The organism is Bradyrhizobium sp. UFLA03-84 (assembly GCF_002289535.1).
Lineage (GTDB): Bacteria > Pseudomonadota > Alphaproteobacteria > Rhizobiales > Xanthobacteraceae > Bradyrhizobium > Bradyrhizobium viridifuturi.
In genome coordinates, this window is record NZ_NSJY01000013.1 from 329,364 (window position 1) to 349,515 (window position 20,152).

Annotated in this window: 20 protein-coding genes; 11 read left to right on the forward strand and 9 right to left on the reverse strand. The window is 64.5% G+C overall.

Going from position 1 to position 20,152, the window contains the following annotated elements; all coding sequences use genetic code 11:
- The first annotated feature begins 499 nt into the window (after positions 1–499).
- Complete coding sequence (locus CK489_RS15675; RefSeq protein ID WP_050628113.1) at positions 500–1,720, forward strand: FAD-dependent oxidoreductase; 1,221 nt, start codon at positions 500–502, stop codon at positions 1,718–1,720.
- Between the two features lie 159 nt (positions 1,721–1,879).
- Here the strand turns inward: CK489_RS15675 and CK489_RS15680 are convergent, their stop codons facing one another.
- Entirely contained in the window at positions 1,880–3,010 is a 1,131-nt protein-coding gene (locus tag CK489_RS15680) for a GNAT family N-acetyltransferase (protein ID WP_050628114.1), read from the reverse strand.
- A gap of 510 nt (positions 3,011–3,520) precedes the next feature.
- On the opposite strand from CK489_RS15680, the gene CK489_RS15685 reads away from it, so the two are divergent.
- The 4 genes from CK489_RS15685 (at position 3,521) to CK489_RS15700 (ending at position 8,133) form a co-directional block, all read left to right on the forward strand.
- Positions 3,521–4,333: a WecB/TagA/CpsF family glycosyltransferase gene (locus CK489_RS15685; protein WP_095732898.1), complete on the forward strand. Its 813-nt coding sequence runs from the start codon at positions 3,521–3,523 to the stop codon at positions 4,331–4,333.
- A 74-nt stretch (positions 4,334–4,407) separates the two neighbouring features.
- On the forward strand, positions 4,408–5,697 hold the full coding sequence (locus CK489_RS15690; RefSeq protein WP_095732899.1) for an O-antigen ligase family protein: 1,290 nt from the start codon (positions 4,408–4,410) through the stop codon (positions 5,695–5,697).
- Entirely contained in the window at positions 5,694–6,719 is a 1,026-nt protein-coding gene (locus CK489_RS15695) for a glycoside hydrolase family 5 protein (protein ID WP_198960934.1), read from the forward strand. The genes CK489_RS15690 and CK489_RS15695 overlap by 4 nt, the downstream gene beginning before the upstream one ends.
- A 124-nt stretch (positions 6,720–6,843) precedes the next feature.
- Positions 6,844–8,133 (forward strand): MFS transporter, encoded by a 1,290-nt coding sequence (locus tag CK489_RS15700; RefSeq protein ID WP_095733654.1) that lies wholly within the window; start codon positions 6,844–6,846, stop codon positions 8,131–8,133.
- A 72-nt stretch (positions 8,134–8,205) separates the two neighbouring features.
- On the opposite strand, the gene CK489_RS15705 is transcribed toward CK489_RS15700, so the two are convergent.
- The 6 genes from CK489_RS15705 to CK489_RS41350 form a co-directional block, all read right to left on the reverse strand.
- The gene (locus CK489_RS15705; protein ID WP_050628117.1) at positions 8,206–8,397 is read right to left on the reverse strand and encodes a hypothetical protein; all 192 of its coding nucleotides are present in this window, start codon (positions 8,395–8,397) and stop codon (positions 8,206–8,208) included.
- Positions 8,398–8,477: 80 nt separating this feature from the next.
- A complete protein-coding gene (locus CK489_RS15710; RefSeq protein WP_095732901.1) occupies positions 8,478–9,293 on the reverse strand; it encodes a family 1 encapsulin nanocompartment shell protein in 816 nt (271 codons plus the stop codon).
- The gene (locus tag CK489_RS15715) at positions 9,286–10,341 is read right to left on the reverse strand and encodes a Dyp-type peroxidase (protein WP_095732902.1); all 1,056 of its coding nucleotides are present in this window, start codon (positions 10,339–10,341) and stop codon (positions 9,286–9,288) included. Before CK489_RS15715 ends, CK489_RS15710 begins: the two co-directional genes overlap by 8 nt.
- Positions 10,342–10,460: 119 nt before the next feature.
- Positions 10,461–10,730 carry a DUF2171 domain-containing protein gene (locus tag CK489_RS15720; RefSeq protein WP_050628119.1) on the reverse strand — a complete coding sequence of 90 codons (270 nt, stop codon included), beginning with the start codon at positions 10,728–10,730 and terminating at the stop codon, positions 10,461–10,463.
- Positions 10,731–10,819: 89 nt separating this feature from the next.
- Positions 10,820–13,432, reverse strand: coding sequence for an ATP-dependent chaperone ClpB (gene clpB, locus CK489_RS15725; RefSeq protein ID WP_095732903.1), 2,613 nt, complete (start codon positions 13,430–13,432; stop codon positions 10,820–10,822).
- Positions 13,433–13,636: 204 nt separating this feature from the next.
- Positions 13,637–13,795 carry a hypothetical protein gene (locus tag CK489_RS41350; protein ID WP_158226450.1) on the reverse strand — a complete coding sequence of 53 codons (159 nt, stop codon included), beginning with the start codon at positions 13,793–13,795 and terminating at the stop codon, positions 13,637–13,639.
- Between the two features lie 256 nt (positions 13,796–14,051).
- Here CK489_RS41350 and CK489_RS15730 point away from each other — a divergent pair, with 256 nt between their 5' ends.
- The 5 genes from CK489_RS15730 (at position 14,052) to CK489_RS15750 (ending at position 17,324) form a co-directional block, all read left to right on the forward strand.
- Positions 14,052–15,437 (forward strand): YXWGXW repeat-containing protein, encoded by a 1,386-nt coding sequence (locus CK489_RS15730; protein WP_095732904.1) that lies wholly within the window; start codon positions 14,052–14,054, stop codon positions 15,435–15,437.
- 88 nt (positions 15,438–15,525) lie between these two features.
- The gene (locus CK489_RS15735) at positions 15,526–15,708 is read left to right on the forward strand and encodes a hypothetical protein (protein ID WP_021081492.1); all 183 of its coding nucleotides are present in this window, start codon (positions 15,526–15,528) and stop codon (positions 15,706–15,708) included.
- 122 nt (positions 15,709–15,830) lie between these two features.
- On the forward strand, positions 15,831–16,733 hold the full coding sequence (locus tag CK489_RS15740; RefSeq protein WP_050628122.1) for a DnaJ C-terminal domain-containing protein: 903 nt from the start codon (positions 15,831–15,833) through the stop codon (positions 16,731–16,733).
- Positions 16,730–17,005 (forward strand): chaperone modulator CbpM, encoded by a 276-nt coding sequence (locus CK489_RS15745; RefSeq protein ID WP_095732905.1) that lies wholly within the window; start codon positions 16,730–16,732, stop codon positions 17,003–17,005. The genes CK489_RS15740 and CK489_RS15745 overlap by 4 nt, the downstream gene beginning before the upstream one ends.
- A 94-nt stretch (positions 17,006–17,099) precedes the next feature.
- Positions 17,100–17,324 (forward strand): hypothetical protein, encoded by a 225-nt coding sequence (locus CK489_RS15750; RefSeq protein ID WP_016843345.1) that lies wholly within the window; start codon positions 17,100–17,102, stop codon positions 17,322–17,324.
- A 5-nt stretch (positions 17,325–17,329) separates the two neighbouring features.
- Here the strand turns inward: CK489_RS15750 and CK489_RS15755 are convergent, their stop codons facing one another.
- Together CK489_RS15755 and ybaL are read right to left on the reverse strand one after the other, a co-directional pair.
- A complete protein-coding gene (locus tag CK489_RS15755) occupies positions 17,330–17,563 on the reverse strand; it encodes a hypothetical protein (protein ID WP_050628123.1) in 234 nt (77 codons plus the stop codon).
- Between the two features lie 71 nt (positions 17,564–17,634).
- Positions 17,635–19,368 (reverse strand): YbaL family putative K(+) efflux transporter, encoded by a 1,734-nt coding sequence (ybaL, locus tag CK489_RS15760; protein ID WP_095733655.1) that lies wholly within the window; start codon positions 19,366–19,368, stop codon positions 17,635–17,637.
- 115 nt (positions 19,369–19,483) lie between these two features.
- Between ybaL and CK489_RS15765 the strand changes: the two genes are divergently transcribed.
- Complete coding sequence (locus tag CK489_RS15765) at positions 19,484–20,149, forward strand: HAD family hydrolase (protein ID WP_050628124.1); 666 nt, start codon at positions 19,484–19,486, stop codon at positions 20,147–20,149.
- The last annotated feature ends 3 nt before the right edge of the window (positions 20,150–20,152 follow it).

Consider the following 20,152-nt stretch of genomic DNA (forward strand, 5'->3'; position numbering starts at 1 on the left):
CACCAGAGACGTCTCAATATCCTGTCAGGCCGCCGACCGTAGCAATCGGTGTAGCCAGGAGTGTTAATGTTCTGTTGCTAAGATTCCGTTCCTTCCGGCTGCCCGCGCGCCAGACAATTGTGCGCCCGGCCAATATGTCGCGCTGCTCCATTCTGGAACGCCGCCGTCCTCGCTGTCTCCAAACGGCGCAGGTTGGGTCGCGATCCACCGCATCGCCGGCAGCGTGAGCCGTGCTGGTATGAGGTGGTATTGGCGCGTCAACGGCGCCCGCCGAAGCTCCACGGCCAGGCAATGGTCCCGCCTGCCTGCTGCGGAGCCTCCGAGGGGTCAGTTTCATGGCCGCTTTTGCTGCAAGCCATGTGCCGGGAACCCGTCAATCGCCATCCAGGCCGTTTCGTTAACCTCAATAACGGAACTCGTCCCCCTTCGCTGGGCGTGGCGGCAGGGCAGGCAAGGATATTGCAGTTCGGTGGTCAATTAGCCGTCGGAGCGGACAAAGATGATTGCCGAGGAAAGCACGACTCAGCCGATCGCAGCTTGCGAGGCTGAGATTATTGAAACGGACGTTGCCATTGTTGGTGCCGGTTTGGCAGGCTCGCTCGCGCGGGCTGTGCTTGTCCGGGCCGGGTATCGGGTCGTCCTGATCGACAAGCGCTCGATCCCGCCGGATGAATTCCGCGTCGAAAAGATCGCGGGACGGCAGATCGATATCTTCCGCCGCCTCGGCTTCCTCGACGACGTCGAGGCCGTCTCCTCGTCCTATGACCGGGTGCTCAACATCAGGGGCGGCAGGCTGGTCGATATCGGCGTCGGGCGATCCTATGGGGTTTCCTATGCGGACCTCGTCAACATGGCGCGCGGCCTGATGCCTGAACCGTCGAGCTTGCTGTTCGACCAGGTGACCAATGTCAGCTGCAGCGAAGATCGCCAGCAACTGACGCTGGCCTCCGGGAAGCGCGTCGTCTCGCGCCTGGTCATCCTGGCGACCGGCATGGCGGGCGCGCTCGGCTACAATCTCGGAATGCGCCGGCAGGTAATTGCCGCGCGGCACTCGGTCACGTTTGGCTTCACCATCGCGAAGCCGGATAACACGCCGTTCGGCTTCGACGCGCTGACCTGCTACGGCAAGGAGGCCGCTGACGGCGTCGACTATCTCAGCCTGTTTCCGATGTCGGGCGGCATGCGCGCGAACCTGTTCATGTTCCGCGATCCGACCGATCCGATCATGCGCGAGCTGCGCCGCGACACCAGACGGACGCTGTTTCGCCTGATGCCGGGACTTGAACGCTATCTCGGTGATTTCGAAATCGTTGGCCAGGTGCACAATTGGGTCATGGACCTGTCGGTGACCGAGGGTCACCTGCAGCCGGGCATCGTGCTGATCGGCGACGCATTCCAGACCAACTGTCCGGCTGCCGGCACCGGCGTGAGCCGCCTGCTGGTGGATGTCGAGCGGCTTTGCACCGAATATGTGCCGCGCTGGCTCGAGACCGACGGCATGGGCACGGAGAAGATCGAGCAGTTCTATTCCGATCAGGACAAGCTCGCCGCCGACCGCCATTCGCTGCAACTGGCGCGTTACCGGGAGGCCTTGACCGCGAACACCGATGTGCGCTGGACGCTGCAGCGGCAGCTGCACTTCCTGCGCCGCATGATCACGCACCAGGTGGACCGGATTCATCCGGGATGGGTGATGCGCGTCCGCAGCGCGCTCCGGTAAGGGCGAGAGCCGCTTCCCCGCGGCTCCATCGCGTCATCCGGAATGTGCGGGGTTTCCCTCGCGGCAAACGCGCCTTGCCGCGAACTCCTGTTCAAGCAATCAAAGAGCGATTTGAAGCGATCAAAGCGCGATGATGGTTCAACGTGAACCCATCGCGCTTCAGCGCGTGCCGGTCGAGGTGCGGATCGGTCTGAGCTCGGTCACGCGCTTGGCGGCCTGCTTGATCCAGGGCGCCTGCTTCAGGGCAAACAATGCCAGCGAGCCGGCGGCGCTGCCGGCCTGCGTCACGCTCGACATCGGTGTGGGCTGGCCGCCGAACTGCATCTTGTAGGGTTCGTCGCCGATGGTGAAATCCAGCACCCGGCCGCCGCGCTCGATGCAATCCTTGGCGACGCTCTCGAATGTCAGCGCGCCGATCGACTGGCTCTTGTACCCCTCGACATCGAACGCCGTCATGACGACGAGGAGGCTGTCGCGGTGGACCAGCCCAAGGGCGGTCGCGATCACATTGCCGTCCATCTTCATGGCATAGAGCCGGGTAAAGGAGCCCATGCCGCGAAGCGCCACGCTCGAATAGAAATCGAAATACTCCGGACGCTGCAGCAGGTCGCCGTCACCGTGGGCATGGAAGCGCGGGCCGCGAAACTTCCGCATCGTGTCCATGGCCTCGCCGATCGAAGCGGCGTCGCCGCAGCATGAGAAGGTGAGCGTGCCCTTCTTGTGGATCTGGCGCCATTTCTTGGCCAGCTCCTTCATGTAGGACTTGCCCAATGCGTTGAGCTGCCATTGCTCGAACGGCGCGGCGAGCACCGTCGCATAGGCATTGGTATCCATCAGGCTGCGATGCGGCGCTCCGAACAGATTCTCGATCGGCATCTTTGCATCGAGCAGCTTGGGTATGCGCAGCAGGTCGAATGGCCGGAGCAGTTGCCGAAGCTTCTGGCAGGTACGTCCGTCCTGGAGCAGTTCGGCAAACGTCTTGATGCTGCACACCGGCGCCAGATAGTCGGACACGCGAAGGTCGGCGAATTCGATCGTACGCATCGGCCCGCGTCGCACGCGCAGCATCGGGAGCACCGCGGCCAGCGCGCCGGTTGCGCGCGAGCGGACGACGATGACCAGCGGCTTCGCTGCCGCGGCGGGAGCGAGCTTGCGATACAGGCTGTCGAGCCATAGCGGATGCTGGAAGGCGGTTGCGTCCGAGCCTTCAAACAATGTCGCGTATTCTTCTGACAGGAAGTCGAATGCGTCGTCGATGCTGACATCGAAGGCGTCATCATTCTTATTCATGTGAAACCAAAAACAAACGGGTTCTCAAAGCGCCGATCAAGCCGGCATCATGTCCTTATAGCAAAGGCCGATGACAGCGCGCACCGGTAGAATAGAATTTGTATTAATGTCGTGCAGCGAACTTTGCCTGTTGTTGCTGGCCGAGCATCGCCACGGCTGATGCGGCCAGCGATCCGGCGGTCGGCGCAGGACACCCTGCCGTGTGCGGCTGATATCGTTAACCATCTCTTTACGGTCTGGGTTCATCGAGACTACGACGAGACATCGCGCGTGGTCTGGACCGGATATTGCAGTTAAGGGCATGAAAGCACTGGAGCCCTTGCTGAGATGTTGAGTCAGAGCCAAAACGCCCGCATTTCCGATGCAGTTTCGCCTGCGCGCGCCGATCGCGAGCTGTCTCGGCGTCCCAATTCGGACATCGCTGCTTCGCCTGTCCGGATTTGCGACACTTCGGGCGATGAGCAATCGGTTTCCCCGGCGGATGTACCGGCCGGATCGATACCGAACGGCATGCTGGAGCGTCGCACCAATCCGGTCGGCAGGGCCGCGACCGCCGGCGTTGCCCGGGCCACCATCGGCGGACTGCGCCTCGCCGTGCTCGATCGCGAGCAAACTGCGGAGTTCATGGTCGAGGCGGTGTATCCCAACCGGCGGGTCAGCCGGCCGCTGTATCTGACATCCGCCAACGGCGAAGTGCTGTCGCGCTGCTCCACCGAGCCGATGACCGATCGGCTGTTCCGGGCCGCCGACCTGATCAATGCCGACGGCCAGCCGCTGGTCATGGTGTCGAAGCTCCGGTCGCCGAACCCGCTTCCCGAGCGCGTCGCGACCACCGACTTGTTCCACGACGTCGCGCGCAAGGCGGAAGAACTCGGGCTGACCTTCTATCTGCTCGGAGCCAACGAAGTCGAGAACAAGGCGGCGATCGCCAATGTCCGCCGGGCCTATCCGGCCCTCAAGATCGTCGGCTATTCGCACGGCTATCTGCGCGGCGATGCGCTGCGGGCCAAGGTGGACGAGATCAACGCGCTGGCGCCGGACTTTCTCTGGGTCGCGCTCGGCGTGCCCTACGAGCAGGCCTTCGTCGATGAATTCATGTCGCGGCTTGGCAATGTCGGCGTCATCAAGACCTCGGGCGGCTTGTTCAACTTCCTGTCCGGGTCGCGGCCGCGCGCGCCGAGATGGATGCAGATCGTCGGCCTCGAATGGGCTTGGCGTCTCTGGCTCGAGCCGCGCCGGCTGTTCTGGCGCTATCTCACCACCAATCCGCACGCTCTCTATCTTCTGTTCAACCGGACCCGGTCCTCGTCGACCGGAGACTGAATTTCTACCGAGTGCAATGTGCCGCTCCGATCCACCGGAGCGGCGAGCTCTTCAATGAGCGGAGTACAACTGACATGGACGGACGAGCGGTCGATAGCTCGGTCTGGCAGGTGCCGGGCATTGAAGCGGAGAACTTCGCACGAGGCGTCGTCAGTTGGTCGATCACCATCAACGTGATCATGTCGATGGGAACGTTCCACCCCGCGCTGCTTCCAACCGGGGTGACGTTGGTGCAGCAGGCCGTCGCCCTCATGATGTGGGGCGTGCTGATCTATGCGAGCCTGTTCATCCGTCCCCGCCTGCGGCTCGCCTTCAATCTCGACACGCTGGTGATCGTCGCATTCTATGCGTTCGCCACGATTTCGGTGTTCTGGACCGATCTGGGCGTCTCCGCCCTGATGAAAGCCGCCGCGCTCGCGATCACGACGCTCGGTGCGTTCTGCATGGTCACCCGCGTCGACCTCGACGATATCGTGAAATCGGCCACCCGCGGCCTGTTCGTGCTGATCGCGGGCTCGGCGTTTTGTGCGGTGGTCCTGCCGGACATCGGCGTCGACCAGACCTGGATGCACAATGGGCAATGGCAGGGCGTCTTCGAATCCAAGCAGACGCTGGGCTTCGCCGGAGCCTATCTGATGTTCTTTGCCTGCTATCGGAAGGTAACCGGACAGGGATGGCTGCCGTTTCTCGTGACCTTCGCGCTGGCTTCGACCTGCGTCGTCTTTTCGGAGTCGCGCGGCGCCGGCGCCTTGTCGCTGGTCGCCTGTGCGCTGCTGCTGACGTCCCTTTGGTCGGTAAGATGCATGCAGGTCTACGCGACGCTGCCATGCGCGATGTGCGTCGTGGCCGCATTGCTGATGCTGTACTTCTACACGACCGGCTACGATGCGATCCATGTCCTCGACACGACGATCAACTTCACCGAGCGGACCTTCATCTGGCAGTATGCCATCAGCCATTTCGACGATGCGCCGCTGGTCGGATTTGGCATCAACGGGTTCTGGACCAGGCCGGAGATCTACGACTATTTCAACCAGAACCGCGGCTGGGTGCTCGACAACTACCATAACGGCTATATCGCCATTCTCGTCGAGACCGGGTTCGTGGGCTATTTCCTGTTCACGGCAAGCGTGTTTCTGTTCTCCTACAAGGTGCTCTGCCTGATCGCAGGACGCGCGATCGACCGTCTGCATTGTGCGCTGATCATCGGGTTCGTCTTCCTGAATTGCCAGACCAACTTTACCGAGACGGTGTTCCTTCGCTCGACGATGTTCACATCAGTGCTGTTGATCGCCTTCTTCTTCGCCGTTTGCCGGTCGTTGCCATCGTCGCGCGCGCAGCTGCGCGGATTGGAGCAGCCATGAGGGCGGTTCGATTGCGTCTGCAAGGCGTCATCGACCTGCTGCTGGCGGCCGCACTGTCCGCCGCGCTGATGTCGCCGGCGGGGGCGGCCGGGCAGGCGGCGTCGCCGGACGTCGCGGCGCTGGGGCGTGGCATCAATATTCTCGGCTATGACGGCATCTGGGACGGTTACCAGAACGCGCCCTTTCGTCCGGAAAACCTCGCGGCCATCCGCAGAGCCGGCTTCGCGCACGTCCGGATCAATTTCTTCGGCTTCAGGCACATGGATTCCGGCAACATGCTGGATGAAGCCGCGTTGCGGCGCCTCGATGCCGTGATCGAGCAGGTGCTGGCGCACAGGCTGATCCCGATCCTCGACGAGCACGACACCGAGCTGTGCCAGCGCGACGTGCCGGAATGCACCGCGAAGCTTAAGGCGTTCTGGCGCCAGATCGCCTCGCGCTACGCGGGCAAATATCCGGCGCTGGTGTTCGAGATCCTGAACGAGCCCGGCGGGAACATGACGTCGGCCGAGTGGAATGTGCTGCTTGGCGAATGCCTGGCCATCGTCAGGGGCACCAATCCGAGGCGCAGTGTCGTGGTCGCCGTCCTGAACACCGAGGACTTGCCGATCGACGCGCTGGCGTTGCCGGCCGACGACAGGAACCTGATCGTCACGTTCCACTATTACCTGCCGCTGCAGTTCACCCACCAAGGCGCGCCATGGTCGGCGACCTTCTCGAAGATTGGTCCGTTGAACTGGGGCTCTGCGGAGGACGAAGCCAGGGCCGCCGCTGATTTCGACAAGATCCGCTCCTGGGCGCAGCGAGAGCAGCGCCCGATCTATCTCGGCGAGTTCGGCGTCTATGAGCGTGCGCCGGCGGAGAGCCGGGCGAAGTACTTGTCGTTCATGGCGAGACGCGCCGAGAGCTTCGGCTGGGCGTGGGCCTATTGGCAGTTCGATCACGACTTCGCAGCGTTCGACGGCGCCCGGCAACGCTGGAACACGGATATCCTCCGCGCGATCATTCCACCGGTCCGATAGGTCCTTGCTGCTCGCGTCGCATGCAGATCGCGTTGCGCGCCATGCTCTGCCGAGGCCTTGCCTTGCCTAACATGATCGGAGGAATAATACTCCCTCCGCACAGGTGAACAAGGAACCGAGAGCGTTGCCGGACATTGCGAGCAAGGAAGAGTTCGATGTCACGCGCGCAGCCCTTGCCGCGACCATCGGCAACATGCTGGAGTTCTACGACTTCATCACCTACAGCTTCTTTGCGACCGAGATCGGTCACACCTTTTTTCCCGCGCAAAGCGAGTATGGCAGCCTGATGCTGTCGCTCGCGACTTTCGGCGCCGGCTTCCTGACGCGCCCCATTGGCGGCGTCGTGCTCGGCATCTTCTCCGACCGCGTCGGCCGGCGGCCGGCGATGTTGCTGAGCTTCGCCCTGATGGGCGGTGCGATCCTGACCATCGCGCTGACGCCGTCCTATGCCGCCATCGGCGTCGTGGCTCCGATCATCGTGATTCTGGCGCGGATGGTGCAAGGCTTCGCGCTCGGCGGCGAGGTCGGACCGACCACAGCCTATCTCATCGAGATCGCGGCACCGAGGAATCGCGGCCTGGTGGTGGCATGGCAGCCTGCGAGCCAGGAGATTGCGGCGACGGTCGGCGCGCTGGTCGGCGTCATCCTGAGCAGCACGATGGCGCCCGACATGCTGCAGGCCTATGGCTGGCGCGTCGCGTTCCTGCTCGGGGCGGTTTGCCTGCCGTTCGGCATCTGGATGCGCCGGACGTTGCCCGAAACGGTCTCGCATGGCGAACACGTCGACCGTCAGGTCGAAAGCTCGAGCCATGTCGCGCTGGCGCGCCGGCATCTTCGCGTGATCGTGCTGGCGGTGATGATCCTGGCCAGCGGCACGATCTCGACCTATGTGACGCAATACATGACGACCTATGCCAAGAACACGCTGCATGTGCCTCCGTCGCTGGCGTTCACCGTATCGCTTGTCAGTAACGGGCTTCAGATCATCGGCGCGGTGCTGGGCGGCTGGCTCGCCGACCGGCTCGGACGCAAGCCGGTCATGGTCTGGCCGCAACTGGTCGTGCTGGTGCTGACCTATCCGGCGTTCCTGTGGATCGTCCGGGATCCCGGCGCGTGGTCGCTGCTGTTCGGCTTCGGCATCCTGTCGTTCATCGGATCGCTGCCGTTCACGGCATTCTATGCCGCCTTCACCGAGGCGTTGCCGCAGAACATTCGCGGCGGCGTGTTCGCCACGATTTACGCGGTCGCGATCGCGACGTTCGGCGGCACCGCGCAGCTCGTGGTCACGTGGTTGCTGCACGTGACCGGCGATCCGTTGGCGCCGTCCTGGTATCTCTTGCTCGCGGCCGCGGTCGGCATCGTGGCGATGAGCCTGATGCCCGAGACCGCCCCGGTGAAGACCGGCGAGAAATAGCGCGTTCTCGAGCGAAGTGGATACCGTTGCGCGTGAAGAAAACGCGTCGGAACGGAGCGCCGCCGGCTGTGCTCAATCCATGTTGCGAAAGGCGTGGCCGTTGGCCTCGATCTCCTTCACGAGTTGCGCCGGCAGATTGGCCTGACCGAAGGTGCCGTCGAACACCCAGTCCTTGGCATCGGCGAGGTCGGGAAGGCCGGCGCCCTTGCGAACATAGAGGCCAACCGACGCCTTCTTGGGGTTGATGTAGAGATCGTAGTCCATTGCGCGCCTCCTCTCCGTTGCAGTTCAACGCGAGCTCCGGCAACGGCCGAAGCTTCCCGGAAGAGTGAACGCCGGCAAGGCTAAGCGCGTTTCTTCGCCTCCGGCGCCAGCACGACCGACGCTTCGCTCGTCAGCATCAGGAACGTGATGGTCTCCTGGAAATACAGCTGGACCGAGGTCGCAGAGTGGCTGAGATAGCCGATCGACAGGTCCTGGCCGATCGAGAGCTGGAAATCGCCGCCGCGGGTGGTCAGCAGCACGCCGCCCTGGATGGCAGGTGCCCAGATGATCTTGCCGTCGATCAGGCGCTGGATGTGCTGCAGCACCGGATAGCCGTCGTCGGTCGCGCCGCCGATCGCGGTATAGGGCTCGGTGCCGAGCAGCAGCGTGTAGGGGCCGTTGACGCCGGCGAGCCGCAACTGGCTCACCGCCTGCGCGACCACGGCAGGGTAATTCTTGATGCTCGGCGGCAGCGTCAGCACCGGGTTGCTGGTGCCCTGGCGGATGCCCTGAATGCCGGCGGCGGCGTAGCCATCGAACACCGCGCGATCCTCGGCGAAGGCGATCTTCCGCGCGGCTTGCTTGAGCGGATCCCAGTCGGAATCATTCGCGCCGCGCTCGACATCGTCGATCGCCTGGCGCGACAGCTCGAACGGCACGCGCAGCTCGACCAGCGCGCGGACCTCGCGCTGCGTCGCCTCGACCCCGTCGCCGGGCGTCGCAATCTTCTTGAGATGGCCGGTGCCGACCGCGGAGAAATCCGTTCCCTTCGGACCGTCGACGTCGACGACACGGCGCGCCGCCAGATGGCGCTTCAACGTGCGCGAGGCTTCCTCTTCGATCTGGGCCCATGCCGCGTCTGAGATGGGGGCCAGTCCCCGATGGAGATTATTCATGTCCAGCGTCTCCTTTCAGTGAGCCGATGCCGAGCGAGCCGTCGGCCGGCGTTATTCTTGGTGCAGGCGCCTCGTCGGCTCCAGCGTCATCGAGGGACGGTTCAGCGGCCGCCGGCGCCTCGGCGGTGACATCCTCCAGGAAGGTCGCCGACGGGACAAAGAACAGCGTGCCGGTCACCGCGCGGCTGAAGTCGAGCAGGCGATCGTAATTGCCCGGCGGCTTGCCGACGAACATGTTCTCCAGCATCTGCTCGATCCGGTGCGGGGATTTTGCATAGCCGATGAAATAGGTGCCGAACTCGCCCTTGCTGACGCTGCCGAACGGCATGTTGTCGCGGACGATATCGAGCTCTTCGCCGTTCTCGACGATCGTCGTCAGCGCGTTGTGCGCGTAGCTCGGCTTCACCGCATCGTCGAGCTCGATGTCGGACAGCTTGGTGCGGCCGATGATCTTCTCCTGCATCTCGACCGGCAGCTCGTTCCACTTCTTCATGTCGTGCAGGTATTTTTGTACAATCACATAGCTGCCGCCGGCGAACGCCGCGTCCTCGTCACCGATGATGGTGGCCTCCAGCGCCGCCTGATCCTGCGGGTTCTCGGTGCCGTCGACAAAGCCGAGCAGGTCGCGCTCGTCGAAATACTTGAAGCCATGCACCTCGTCCGAGCTGGCAACGGCATCGCCGAGCCGTGACATGATCTGGGTCGCCAGCTCGAAGCACAGGTCCATCGGCACGGCACGGATGTGAAACAGCAGGTCGCCCGGTGTCGCAACCGCGTGATGGACGCCGTTGATCTCGCGGAACGGATGCAGGCCTTGCGGCTTCGGCGCGCCGAACAGCCGGTCCCAGGCATCCGAGCCGATGCCCATGACGCAGGACAGCCGTCCCTCGAGATCGCGGAAGCCCACGGCGCGCACCAGCGCGGCCACATCGGCGCAGAGCGAGCGCACCACCGCATCATATTCCGGATCAGGCTTGATGGTGACCGCAAGGAAGATGGCCGCGCGCGTCAGCTTCGCAGCGACGGGTTGCGGAACGGCTGATGGCACGCAGGTCTCCTTAACTAACGGCACTTCCACGACGACAAAAAGGCGGGCCGGACGCCAGATCGGCGTCCAGACAGCCAGAGAGGAGCATGCCATCGGAGCCTTTACAAGAGCCCGGATTACTAGGCTTCCGCGGACGGACCAACGGGCTTGCCGGACTTCTCCTCCTCGAGGGTCACCGCGATGGCGGCGTTGGCCGACAGCCGAACCTTGGAGCCTTCGACGCCGGCGACGAAGCCGAGCTCGATATAGTGGTGATGGCCCTTGTGGAAGCCGTCGCTCTCGCTCTTCTTGAGCTTGATACGGTTGCCTTCGACGTGATCGACAGTGCCGACATGCACGCCGTCGGCGCCGATGACCTCCATGTTGTCCTTGATGTTCTGCTGCGTCATGGCGCTCTCCCTTGTTGAGGTCAGCTTGCATATGATGCCGGCAGACGACGCGGCGATGACAGCGCGTCGTTGGCAGTCCGCGGCTTGCCTCACACCGGCTCGAATTCGTCTGCCGCCGCGTTCTCCGGTTTCTTGCCGTTGAAGGTGAGGCCGGCCTTGGTGGCGGAGAGCTTCACCTGCGAGCCGTCGCGCACGTCGCCGGAAAGAATCATCTCGGCGAGCGGATCCTGCACGCTGCGCTGGATCACCCGCTTCAGCGGGCGGGCGCCATAGGCCGGATCCCAGCCTTTCTCCGCCAGCCAGTCGCGCGCCTTGGGGTCGAGCTCCAGATCGATCTTGCGATCCTCGAGCAGCCTGCGCAGCCGCGCGAACTGGATCTCGACGATCCGTCCCATGTCGCTCTTCTGCAGCCGGTGGAACAGGATGATCTCGTCGATGCGGTTGAGGAATTCGGGGCGGAAATGCGCCCGCACCATGTTCATCACCTGCTCGCGCACCGCGCTCGTGCTCTGCCCCTCCGGCTGGTTGACGAGATACTCCGCGCCGATGTTCGAGGTCATGATGATCAGCGTGTTGCGGAAATCGACGGTGCGGCCCTGGCCGTCGGTGAGGCGGCCGTCGTCGAGCACTTGCAGCAGCACGTTGAAGACATCCGGATGCGCCTTCTCGATCTCGTCGAACAGCACCACCTGGTAGGGCCGCCGCCGCACCGCTTCGGTCAGCGCGCCGCCCTCGTCATAACCGACATAGCCGGGCGGGGCGCCGATCAGCCGCGAGACCGAGTGCTTCTCCATGTATTCAGACATGTCGAGGCGGATCATCGCGGTCTCGTCGTCGAACAGATATTCGGCGAGCGCCTTTGCGAGCTCGGTCTTGCCGACGCCGGTTGGGCCCAGGAACATGAACGAGCCGATCGGCCGGTTCGGATCCTGCAGTCCGGCGCGCGCGCGGCGCACCGCGGTCGACACGGCGCGCACGGCCTCGGCCTGGCCGACGACGCGCTTGCCGAGCATCTCCTCCATGCGCAGCAGCTTGTCCTTCTCGCCTTCCAGCATCTTGTCGACCGGGACACCCGTCCAGCGCGACACCACCTGCGCGATGTTGTCGGCGGTCACGGTCTCGCTGGCGGACGAGGTCTCGCTGGCCTCGACCGCCGCGAGCTTCTTCTCCAGCTCGGGAATACGGCCATAGGCCAGCTCGCCTGCCTTCTGGAATTCGCCCTTGCGCTGCGCGTTGGCGAGCTCGGTGCGCAATTGCTCGAGCTCGCCCTTCATCTTCTGTGCATCGGAGAGCTTGCTTTTCTCCGAGCGCCATCGCGACGTCATGTCCGCCGATTTTTTCTCGAGGTCCACGAGATCCTTCTCGAGGGTCTGCAGTCGGCTCCTGGAGCCGAGATCGGTCTCCTTCTTCAGCGCCTCCTGCTCGATCTTGAGCCGGATGATCTCGCGGTCGAGCGAGTCGAGTTCTTCCGGCTTGGAATCGACCTGCATCTTCAGCCGGGCTGCGGCCTCATCCATCAAGTCGATCGCCTTGTCGGGCAGGAAGCGGTCGGTGATGTAGCGGTTCGACAGCGTGGCGGCGGCGACCAGCGCCGAATCCGCGATGCGCACGCCGTGATGCTGCTCGTATTTGTCCTTGAGGCCGCGCAGGATCGAAATGGTGTCCTCGACCGTCGGCTCGGACACGAACACCGGCTGGAAGCGCCGGGCCAGCGCCGGGTCCTTCTCGACATGCTTGCGATATTCGTCGAGCGTGGTGGCGCCGATGCAATGCAGCTCACCGCGGGCAAGCGCGGGCTTCAGCAGGTTCGAGGCGTCCATCGCGCCGTCGCCCTTGCCGGCTCCGATCAGGGTGTGCATTTCGTCGATGAACAGGATGATGCCGCCTTCGGCGGATGTCACCTCCTGCAGCACGGCCTTGAGCCGTTCCTCGAACTCGCCGCGATACTTCGCCCCGGCAATCAGCGCGCCCAGATCGAGCCCGAGCAGCGCCTTGTCCTGCAGGCTTTCCGGCACGTCGCCATTGACGATGCGCAGCGCCAGCCCCTCGACGATCGCGGTCTTGCCGACGCCGGGTTCGCCGATCAGAACGGGATTGTTCTTGGTCCGGCGTGACAGCACCTGGATGGTGCGGCGAATTTCCTCGTCGCGGCCGATCACCGGATCGAGCTTGCCGTCGCGCGCCGCCTGGGTGAGGTCGCGGGCGTATTTCTTCAGCGCATCATAGGCATTCTCCGCCGACGCGTTATCAGCGGTGCGGCCCTTGCGCAGCGCGTTGATGGCTGCATTCAGATTCTGCGGATTGACGCCGCCCTTGGCGAGCAATTTGCCGGCGTCGCTGTCCTTGTCGGCGGCGAGCGCCTGCAGCAGGCGTTCGACCGAGACGAAGCTGTCGCCGGCCTTGTCGGCGGCCTGTTCCGCCGCGGCGAAGGCGCGCGCGGTCTCCGGCGCCAGGTAGATTTGTCCGGAGCCGCCGCCGCTGACCTTCGGCACCTTCGCCAGCGCGTCCTCGGTCGCCTTGAGGATCGCGCGCGAGTTGCCGCCGGCCCGGTCGATCAGCCCCGCCGCGAGGCCTTCGGGGTCGTCGAGCAGCACCTTGAGAATGTGGAGCGTCGAGAACTGCTGGTGTCCCTCGCGCATCGCGAGCGATTGTGCCGACTGAATGAAGCCGCGGACGCGATCGGTATATTTTTCAATATTCATGGTGGCACCTCAGGGCGGCAAAGGCTCGTCGAAATCAGGTATGCCATGCATTGCCGCCGGCGACAGATGGCGGAACGCTGACATCCATCATGCGGCAGCCCAGTGCATTTGCACCGGCGGAAAACCGCGGGCCTGATGCTGCCGTGGCCCGCATCGTGTGGTCGTTTCAGGGGAGTGTCAATCGCGGAGCGCGGCCGTTGGCACTCATCCGGAGGTACTGCTACGGGATGTGCCGGCAAGATGCACGTGTATCGCGCCGATGGTGCCGATCGCGGTGCTCTGCGAGGCGGGCAATGCGGCAAGTCCGGAGCGCTGCAATCGCATGAAAGCCGAAATCATGTTCGCGATTTCGGTAGCGATCATCTCGCACCTCGTACAGTGCACGCGATGATGCAGACGTGCATCGCGCAATGTTCCATTGAATCATGGATGCTGCACCACTGTGCACTCTGAACCGCCGATGAATGACGGCGCGAGCGCGTTTCCGGTTGCGTCGTTGCGTTTCAGGCTGGTGTAAGGTGAAGGCGCTAGCGATGAAGTGTGTCGGTGCATTGCCGATGCACGGAACTTTTGTTCCGGTTCTCACGTTCAACAGACGTGCTCATCGAAGAGGCTCCCAATGACCACTCGTCTTCTATCGACCGTGTCGTGTGCAGCGATTGCAACGGCGCTGTTCTATGTCTCCGCTGTGCCGGCAATCGCGCAGGATGCCGCATGTGCGCCGGTCTCTGCTGTCGACTCTCCGCCGCCGCCGTTGCCGACGTACGATCAGCCGCCGGTGCCTGGGCCGGGCTACATGTGGTCGCCGGGCAATTGGTCGTGGGACGATGATCGCGGCGATTACTACTGGGTGCCGGGCACCTGGGTGCAGCCGCCGCGCGTCGGGCTGTTGTGGACTCCCGGCTACTGGGGCGCATTCGGTGGCGGCTTCATTTTCCATCAGGGCTATTGGGGCGATCGCGTCGGCTTCTACGGCGGCATCAATTACGGTTTCGGCTACGGCGGTTCAGGCTATGAAGGCGGCCGCTGGGATCACGGCAACTTCTTCTACAATCGCACCGTGAACAATCTGCAGGGTGCGCAGATCAATAACGTCTACGAGAAGAACGTCACGATCAACCAGACCACCGTCAACAACGTCAGCTACAATGGCGGCACCGGCGGCATCGAGGCGCGGCCGACTGCTGCGGATCGCGCAGTCGCCAAGGAGCAGCATTTCGCGGCGACGCCGTTGCAGCGCAAGCAGGTCGAGACCGCAAGCCAGGATCCGAGCCTGTTCAAGCGCGCCAACAATGGCGTGCCGGCGGTCGGCGCAACCGCGCGTCCCGGCGAGTTGAAGGGACCGGGCGTGGTCCGCGCGCGTCCGGCCGGCGAGGCCGTGCCTGCCACCGCCGCAAAGCCGGCGGCCGGGGAGCCGGCGCGGCCAGGGACCCCAGCGGCACCCGCGCCTGCGACTGCGAATGCACCGGCTGCCTCTCATGCGCTCCCGGTCCCGGGGAAGGAAGTTCCCGCGGCGCATCCGACCGCTCAGGAGAACAAGCCTGCGGTCGAGGAGAAGCACGCAGCTCCCACGCCTGAGACGAAGGTCGAGCCGCATCCTGCTGCACCGGCGGCTGCCGGCTCGCACGCGCTTCCGGTCCCCGAGAAGGGCGTTGCCGCGCACCCGCCCGCCGACGCAAACAAGCCTGCGGTCGAAGAGAAGCGCGCGGCACCTGCCGCCGCGGCCAAGGTCGAGCCGCGGCCTGCAACGGAAGCGGCGCGGCCTGCCGCACCGGAAGTACGCAAGGAAGAACCGCGGCCCGAGCCAGCCGCGAAGCCGGTCGCGCGGCCTGAGCAGGCAGCAAGGCCCGAGGCACGGCCGGAGCCGGCAGCACGTCCCGAAGCGCATCCGCAGCAGGCGGCCCGGCCGGAGCCGCACATCCAGGCCCCGCCGCACGTTCAGGCGCCGCCGCATGCTGCGCCTGCCGGTCATCCCGCCGAGGAGAAGCGGCAGGAGCAACATTAGGATATGATCTCGCGCTCCGCCGGCCCGTACCGGCGGAGCGCGCACTCTTTTCTGCCCGCGCACAATCGCCCATCACTGGAGGTCGGTCATGGCACAGAGTCACGGTGGCGACGGACAGCTCGACGACGGCAAGCCTCGCTTGAGCGAGGACGACATGCAGCGGGCCCTGCTCGGGCCGAGGGGGGTGCCGGGCAAGCCGGACACCGCCAAGATGACGCCGCAGCAGGAAAAGAACATGCCGAAATATCTGGACCCCGGACATACCTCGTAGCGCCCGTGATCTGAGCCCATGTCGCGTCGCCTGTTCGCGGGCGGCGCGCCTGCGCACTTGCAAATCGCCGGCTTTTGCGCCCTCATGATTGCAGGTGCACTCACGGTGTTGCGGAGCAGGTTGTGAGAAATCCGTACGAGGTCCTTGGCGTTGCCCCGACGGCGTCTGCGGCCGACATCCAGAAGGCCTATCGCAAGCTGGCCAAGAAGCTGCACCCGGATCTCAATCCGGGCGACAAGGCGGCCGAGGACAAGTTCAAGGAAGTCGCCGCCGCGAACGATCTGCTCGGCGATGCCGAGAAGCGCAAGCGCTTCGACGCCGGCGAGATCGACGCCAGCGGCGCCGAGCGGCCGCAGCATCGCTACTACCGGGATTTCGCCACCGCGGATCAGGGACACCCTTACGCGGACAGCTCCGGCTATGCCGACTACATGGACCAGGACGACGCGTTCGCAGAATTGCTCCGGCGTACCGAGCAGGCGCGCGCCAACCGGCGCGGACGCGACCTGCACTACAGCCTTGTGATCGACTTCGCGGAATCGATCACCGGGGCCAGCAAGCGGCTGACGCTTCCCGACGGCGGCACGCTCGACGTGACGATCCCGGCGGGACTCATTGACGGACAGGTCATTCGTCTGCGCGGCAAGGGGATGCCCGGCAGCGGCAAGGGCGGTCCCGGCGACGCACTGATCGAGGTGGACGTTCGCCCCGATCCGCGCTTCACCCGTGATGGCGACGACATCGCGCTGGAATTGCCGATCTCGCTCTCGGAAGCCGTGCTCGGCGGCAAGGTCAATGTTCCGACGCCGACCGGCGCGGTCACCATGACGGTTCCGAAGGGCTCGAACACCGGCACGACGATGCGGTTGCGCGGCAAGGGTGCGCCCAAGGTCGGCGGCGGCCACGGCGATGAACTCGTCAAGCTCAAGGTGGTTCTGCCCAAAGGGCCCGATCCCGCGCTCGAGGCGTTCGTATCGAGCTGGGATCGCAAGGGCTTCAATCCGCGCGAGGATGGTGCGTCATGAACAAGCAGCAATTCCTCATCGATGCGGGTCTCGAGGTGCAGACCCTGGAGTTCTGGATCGAGCAGCAATGGCTGGTTCCGGAGCAGACGACTCACGACGTCAGTTTCTCCGACACCGACGTGGCGCGCGCGCATCTGATCCGGGATTTGAAGGGCGACTTCGGCGTCAACGACGAGGGCATCGACGTCATCCTTCATCTGGTCGATCAGCTGCACGGCCTGCGCCGCGCATTCGAGCAATTGCACAAGGATATCGCGTCACCGCCGCGCTAGAGCATGATCCGGAAAAGTGCGAAGCGGTTTTCCGAAACGATCATGCTCAAACAACAAGCTCGTCTGACTCGAACGTCAGACCCGGGAGACGATCATGACGGACAAGCCGACGCCGCTGGCCCACGGCGAGATCGACGTTCTCATTCTGCAGGCGCTGGTGCGCAAGCTGATCGCAAAGGGCGTGCTGACGCCGGACGACGTCCGCTCGATGCTGTTCGAGGCTGCAAAGAATCTCGACCTCGTCGGCAGCGAGCTGACGACGGAAGCCGCCAACATCATCGTGCAGGAAGATCTGGCGCCCGCGTTTCTCGGCGGATGACTTCCTCAGGTCTGGCCGCTGCGGGTGGAGACCAGCCGGATCTGCGTGATCTGGTCGGCATTGCCGGCGAGATAGGTCTGCGCATCGCGCACCAGCCGCTCCGCCGCGGCCGCGTCGTAGCTCGGATGGCGCGCGTTCAGGTGCAAATCGGTCTCGATCTGCATCACACTGGTCGTTATGTCCTTGCCGATCTCGATCGAGAACGACACCAGCGAAACGTGCGGGCTCTTGAACGCCATATCCTGTCTCCTTCTATCGCGTGATCGCAGAGGCGCGCGCGTACCGCGCCGGGCCCGTGCGTGCCGTCACCTCAAGCTGCGGAATCTTCCCTGGCGGCCGGCGCATGTTGCGTGGCCACGGCTGCGTGTCGCCGATCGAGCTCCTCGATCATGCCGCGGGCGATCTCGCGCTCGCCCATGATCACGATGTCGGCCCCGAGGCCCTTCAGATGATCGACCTCGGCATCGGAATGCGCGCGCGCGATGATCTGGATATCTGCATTGGCGGCGCGCGCCTGCTCGACGATCTGTCCGGCCTCGAACGCTTCGGGGATGGCGATCACAAGCGAACGCGCGCCCGACGGATTGGTCGCGCGCAACACGCTGGCGCGCGCGGCGTTGCCCATCAGGGCTTCGATGCCGCGCTGCTTGAGCCTTGCCACCATGTCGTCGGACGCCTCGACCGCGAGGAACGGCGCGTTGCGCTGATGCAGGGCATCGCCGACGATGCTGCCGACCCGGCCGTAGCCGACCAGGATGGTGTGATCCTGCAAGTCCGTGACCGGGATCGGCTCGGCGGTTGTGGCCGTCGGCGAAGTGGCCTCCGGCTTCTCGATCCGCGCCGTCAGCCAGTCGACCACCGCGAACACCAGCGGGTTGAGCATGATCGAGAAGATTGCGCCGGCCAGGATCAGGTCGCGGCCCGCTTTCGGCAGCAGGTTGAGGGCGACGCCGAGCTCGGCGAGGATGAAGGAGAATTCGCCGATCTGGGCGAGGCTCGCCGAGATCATCAGCGCGGTCGCCATCGGGTGGCGGAACAGCACGACGATCAAGAGCGCGGCGAGCGACTTGCCGACCACGATGACGAACAGTGTTGCGACGAACGGCCAGGGCTCGCGCACCACGCTGAGCGGATCGAACAGCATGCCGACGGAGACGAAGAACAGCACCGCGAACGCGTCGCGCAGCGGCAGCGTTTCCTGGGCGGCGCGCTGGCTGAGCGGCGATTCCCGCAGCATCATCCCGGCGAAGAAGGCGCCGAGCGCCAGCGACACCCCGAACAGCTTGGTGGCGCCGAATGCGATGCAGAGCGCGATCGCGAGCACGGTAAGGCGGAACAGCTCGCGCGAGCCGGTGTGCGCGATATAATGCAGCACCCACGGGATCAGCCGGCGTCCGACCACCAGCATCAACGCGATGAACAGGGCGATCTTGATCAGCGTCAGCACCAGCACGCCGGTCAACCCGAGGCCGAAGCGGGTGGCGAGCGGGTCGGAGACGAGCGCTGCGTCATCGCCGCCCTGGAAGCTCGCGACCGCCGGGAACAGCACCAACGCCAGCACCATGGCGAGGTCTTCGACGATCAGCCAGCCGACCGCGATCTTGCCGCGTTCGGTGTCCATCAGGCGACGCTCCTGCAGCGCGCGCAACAAGACGACGGTACTTGCGACTGACAATGCCAGTCCGAACACCAGGCCGGCGCCGACGGTCCAGCCCATCAGCAATGCCAGGCCGAGCCCCATCAGTGTCGCGACCGCGATCTGCGCGACCGCGCCGGGCACCGCGATCTTGCGCACCGACAACAGGTCGTTCAGCGAGAAATGCAGGCCGACGCCGAACATCAGCAGGATGATGCCAAGTTCGGCGAGCTCGGTGGCCAGCGCCTGATCGGCGACGAAGCCGGGCGTGAACGGGCCGACGGCGACGCCCGCGAGCAGATAGCCGACCAGTGGCGGAACCCGAAAGCGCTGGGCGATGGTTCCGAAGACGAAAGCAAGTCCGAGTCCCGCGACGACGGTCGCGATCAGAGGTGTGTCATGCGGCATTTCGCCTTGTCGCACAGCATCCTCAGCGGTGCACCGCGACCATTTGAGGCGCGGCATTCCGCGCGCGGAACCGTGATCTATTGCTCATGGCGTGAGCATATGATCTCATGCCGGGATGGATCCGCGGCTTCCCGAGACCGATCTGGTCATCTTCGACTGCGACGGCGTGCTCGTCGACAGCGAGGAATTGAGCTGCCGCTGCCTCGCCGAGGCGATGGTCCGGATCGGCATCGATATGAGCACCGAGCGGGTGCTCGAACTCTTTCTCGGGCGCAGCACCGCGGCCCTGGCCGACTATTGCCGGGGCATGGGAAAGCCGTTGCCCGCGACTTTCCTGCCCGAGCTGGCGCTCGAGGTGCGTGAGACCTTCCGCACCCGGCTAAAGCCGATCGCAGGCGTCGCGGCCGTGCTTGCGGAGCTGCGCCTGCCGTATTGTGTCGCTTCGTCGAGCGATCTCGAGCGGGTCAAATTCTCACTGGAGCTGACCGGCCTTGCCGACAGCTTCGGGCAACGGCTCTACACCGCGCAGATGGTCAAGCACGGCAAGCCGGCGCCGGATCTGTTCCTGCATGCGTCGAGCGCGATGGGGGCCGACCCGCGCCGCACGCTTGTGATCGAGGACAGCGTCAGCGGGGTGACCGCCGCAAAGGCCGCGGGCATGAAAGTGTGGGGATTTGTCGGCGGCGCCCACTATCGGTTGGCGGACGGCAGTGCTCTGCTGCGGCAGGCTAGGGCGGATCGAATCTTCGCCGCGATGAGTGATTTCTGGATGGAAGGCTGACAC

Excerpts from the sequence above, each read along its gene's own strand:
- CK489_RS15765 (WP_050628124.1), top strand. The coding sequence starts at position 19,484 with ATGGATCCGCGGCTTCCCGAGACCGATCTGGTCATCTTCGACTGCGAC.
- CK489_RS15750 (WP_016843345.1), top strand. The coding sequence starts at position 17,100 with ATGACGGACAAGCCGACGCCGCTGGCCCACGGCGAGATCGACGTTCTC.
- clpB (WP_095732903.1), bottom strand. The coding sequence starts at position 13,432 with ATGAATATTGAAAAATATACCGATCGCGTCCGCGGCTTCATTCAGTCG.
- CK489_RS15675 (WP_050628113.1), top strand. The coding sequence starts at position 500 with ATGATTGCCGAGGAAAGCACGACTCAGCCGATCGCAGCTTGCGAGGCT.
- CK489_RS15705 (WP_050628117.1), bottom strand. The coding sequence starts at position 8,397 with ATGGACTACGATCTCTACATCAACCCCAAGAAGGCGTCGGTTGGCCTC.
- CK489_RS15680 (WP_050628114.1), bottom strand. The coding sequence starts at position 3,010 with ATGAATAAGAATGATGACGCCTTCGATGTCAGCATCGACGACGCATTC.
- ybaL (WP_095733655.1), bottom strand. The coding sequence starts at position 19,368 with ATGCCGCATGACACACCTCTGATCGCGACCGTCGTCGCGGGACTCGGA.
- CK489_RS15690 (WP_095732899.1), top strand. The coding sequence starts at position 4,408 with ATGGACGGACGAGCGGTCGATAGCTCGGTCTGGCAGGTGCCGGGCATT.
- CK489_RS15745 (WP_095732905.1), top strand. The coding sequence starts at position 16,730 with ATGAACAAGCAGCAATTCCTCATCGATGCGGGTCTCGAGGTGCAGACC.
- CK489_RS15755 (WP_050628123.1), bottom strand. The coding sequence starts at position 17,563 with ATGGCGTTCAAGAGCCCGCACGTTTCGCTGGTGTCGTTCTCGATCGAG.
- CK489_RS15710 (WP_095732901.1), bottom strand. The coding sequence starts at position 9,293 with ATGAATAATCTCCATCGGGGACTGGCCCCCATCTCAGACGCGGCATGG.
- CK489_RS15685 (WP_095732898.1), top strand. The coding sequence starts at position 3,521 with ATGCTGGAGCGTCGCACCAATCCGGTCGGCAGGGCCGCGACCGCCGGC.
- CK489_RS15720 (WP_050628119.1), bottom strand. The coding sequence starts at position 10,730 with ATGACGCAGCAGAACATCAAGGACAACATGGAGGTCATCGGCGCCGAC.
- CK489_RS15735 (WP_021081492.1), top strand. The coding sequence starts at position 15,526 with ATGGCACAGAGTCACGGTGGCGACGGACAGCTCGACGACGGCAAGCCT.
- CK489_RS15695 (WP_198960934.1), top strand. The coding sequence starts at position 5,694 with ATGAGGGCGGTTCGATTGCGTCTGCAAGGCGTCATCGACCTGCTGCTG.
- CK489_RS15730 (WP_095732904.1), top strand. The coding sequence starts at position 14,052 with ATGACCACTCGTCTTCTATCGACCGTGTCGTGTGCAGCGATTGCAACG.
- CK489_RS41350 (WP_158226450.1), bottom strand. The coding sequence starts at position 13,795 with ATGATCGCTACCGAAATCGCGAACATGATTTCGGCTTTCATGCGATTG.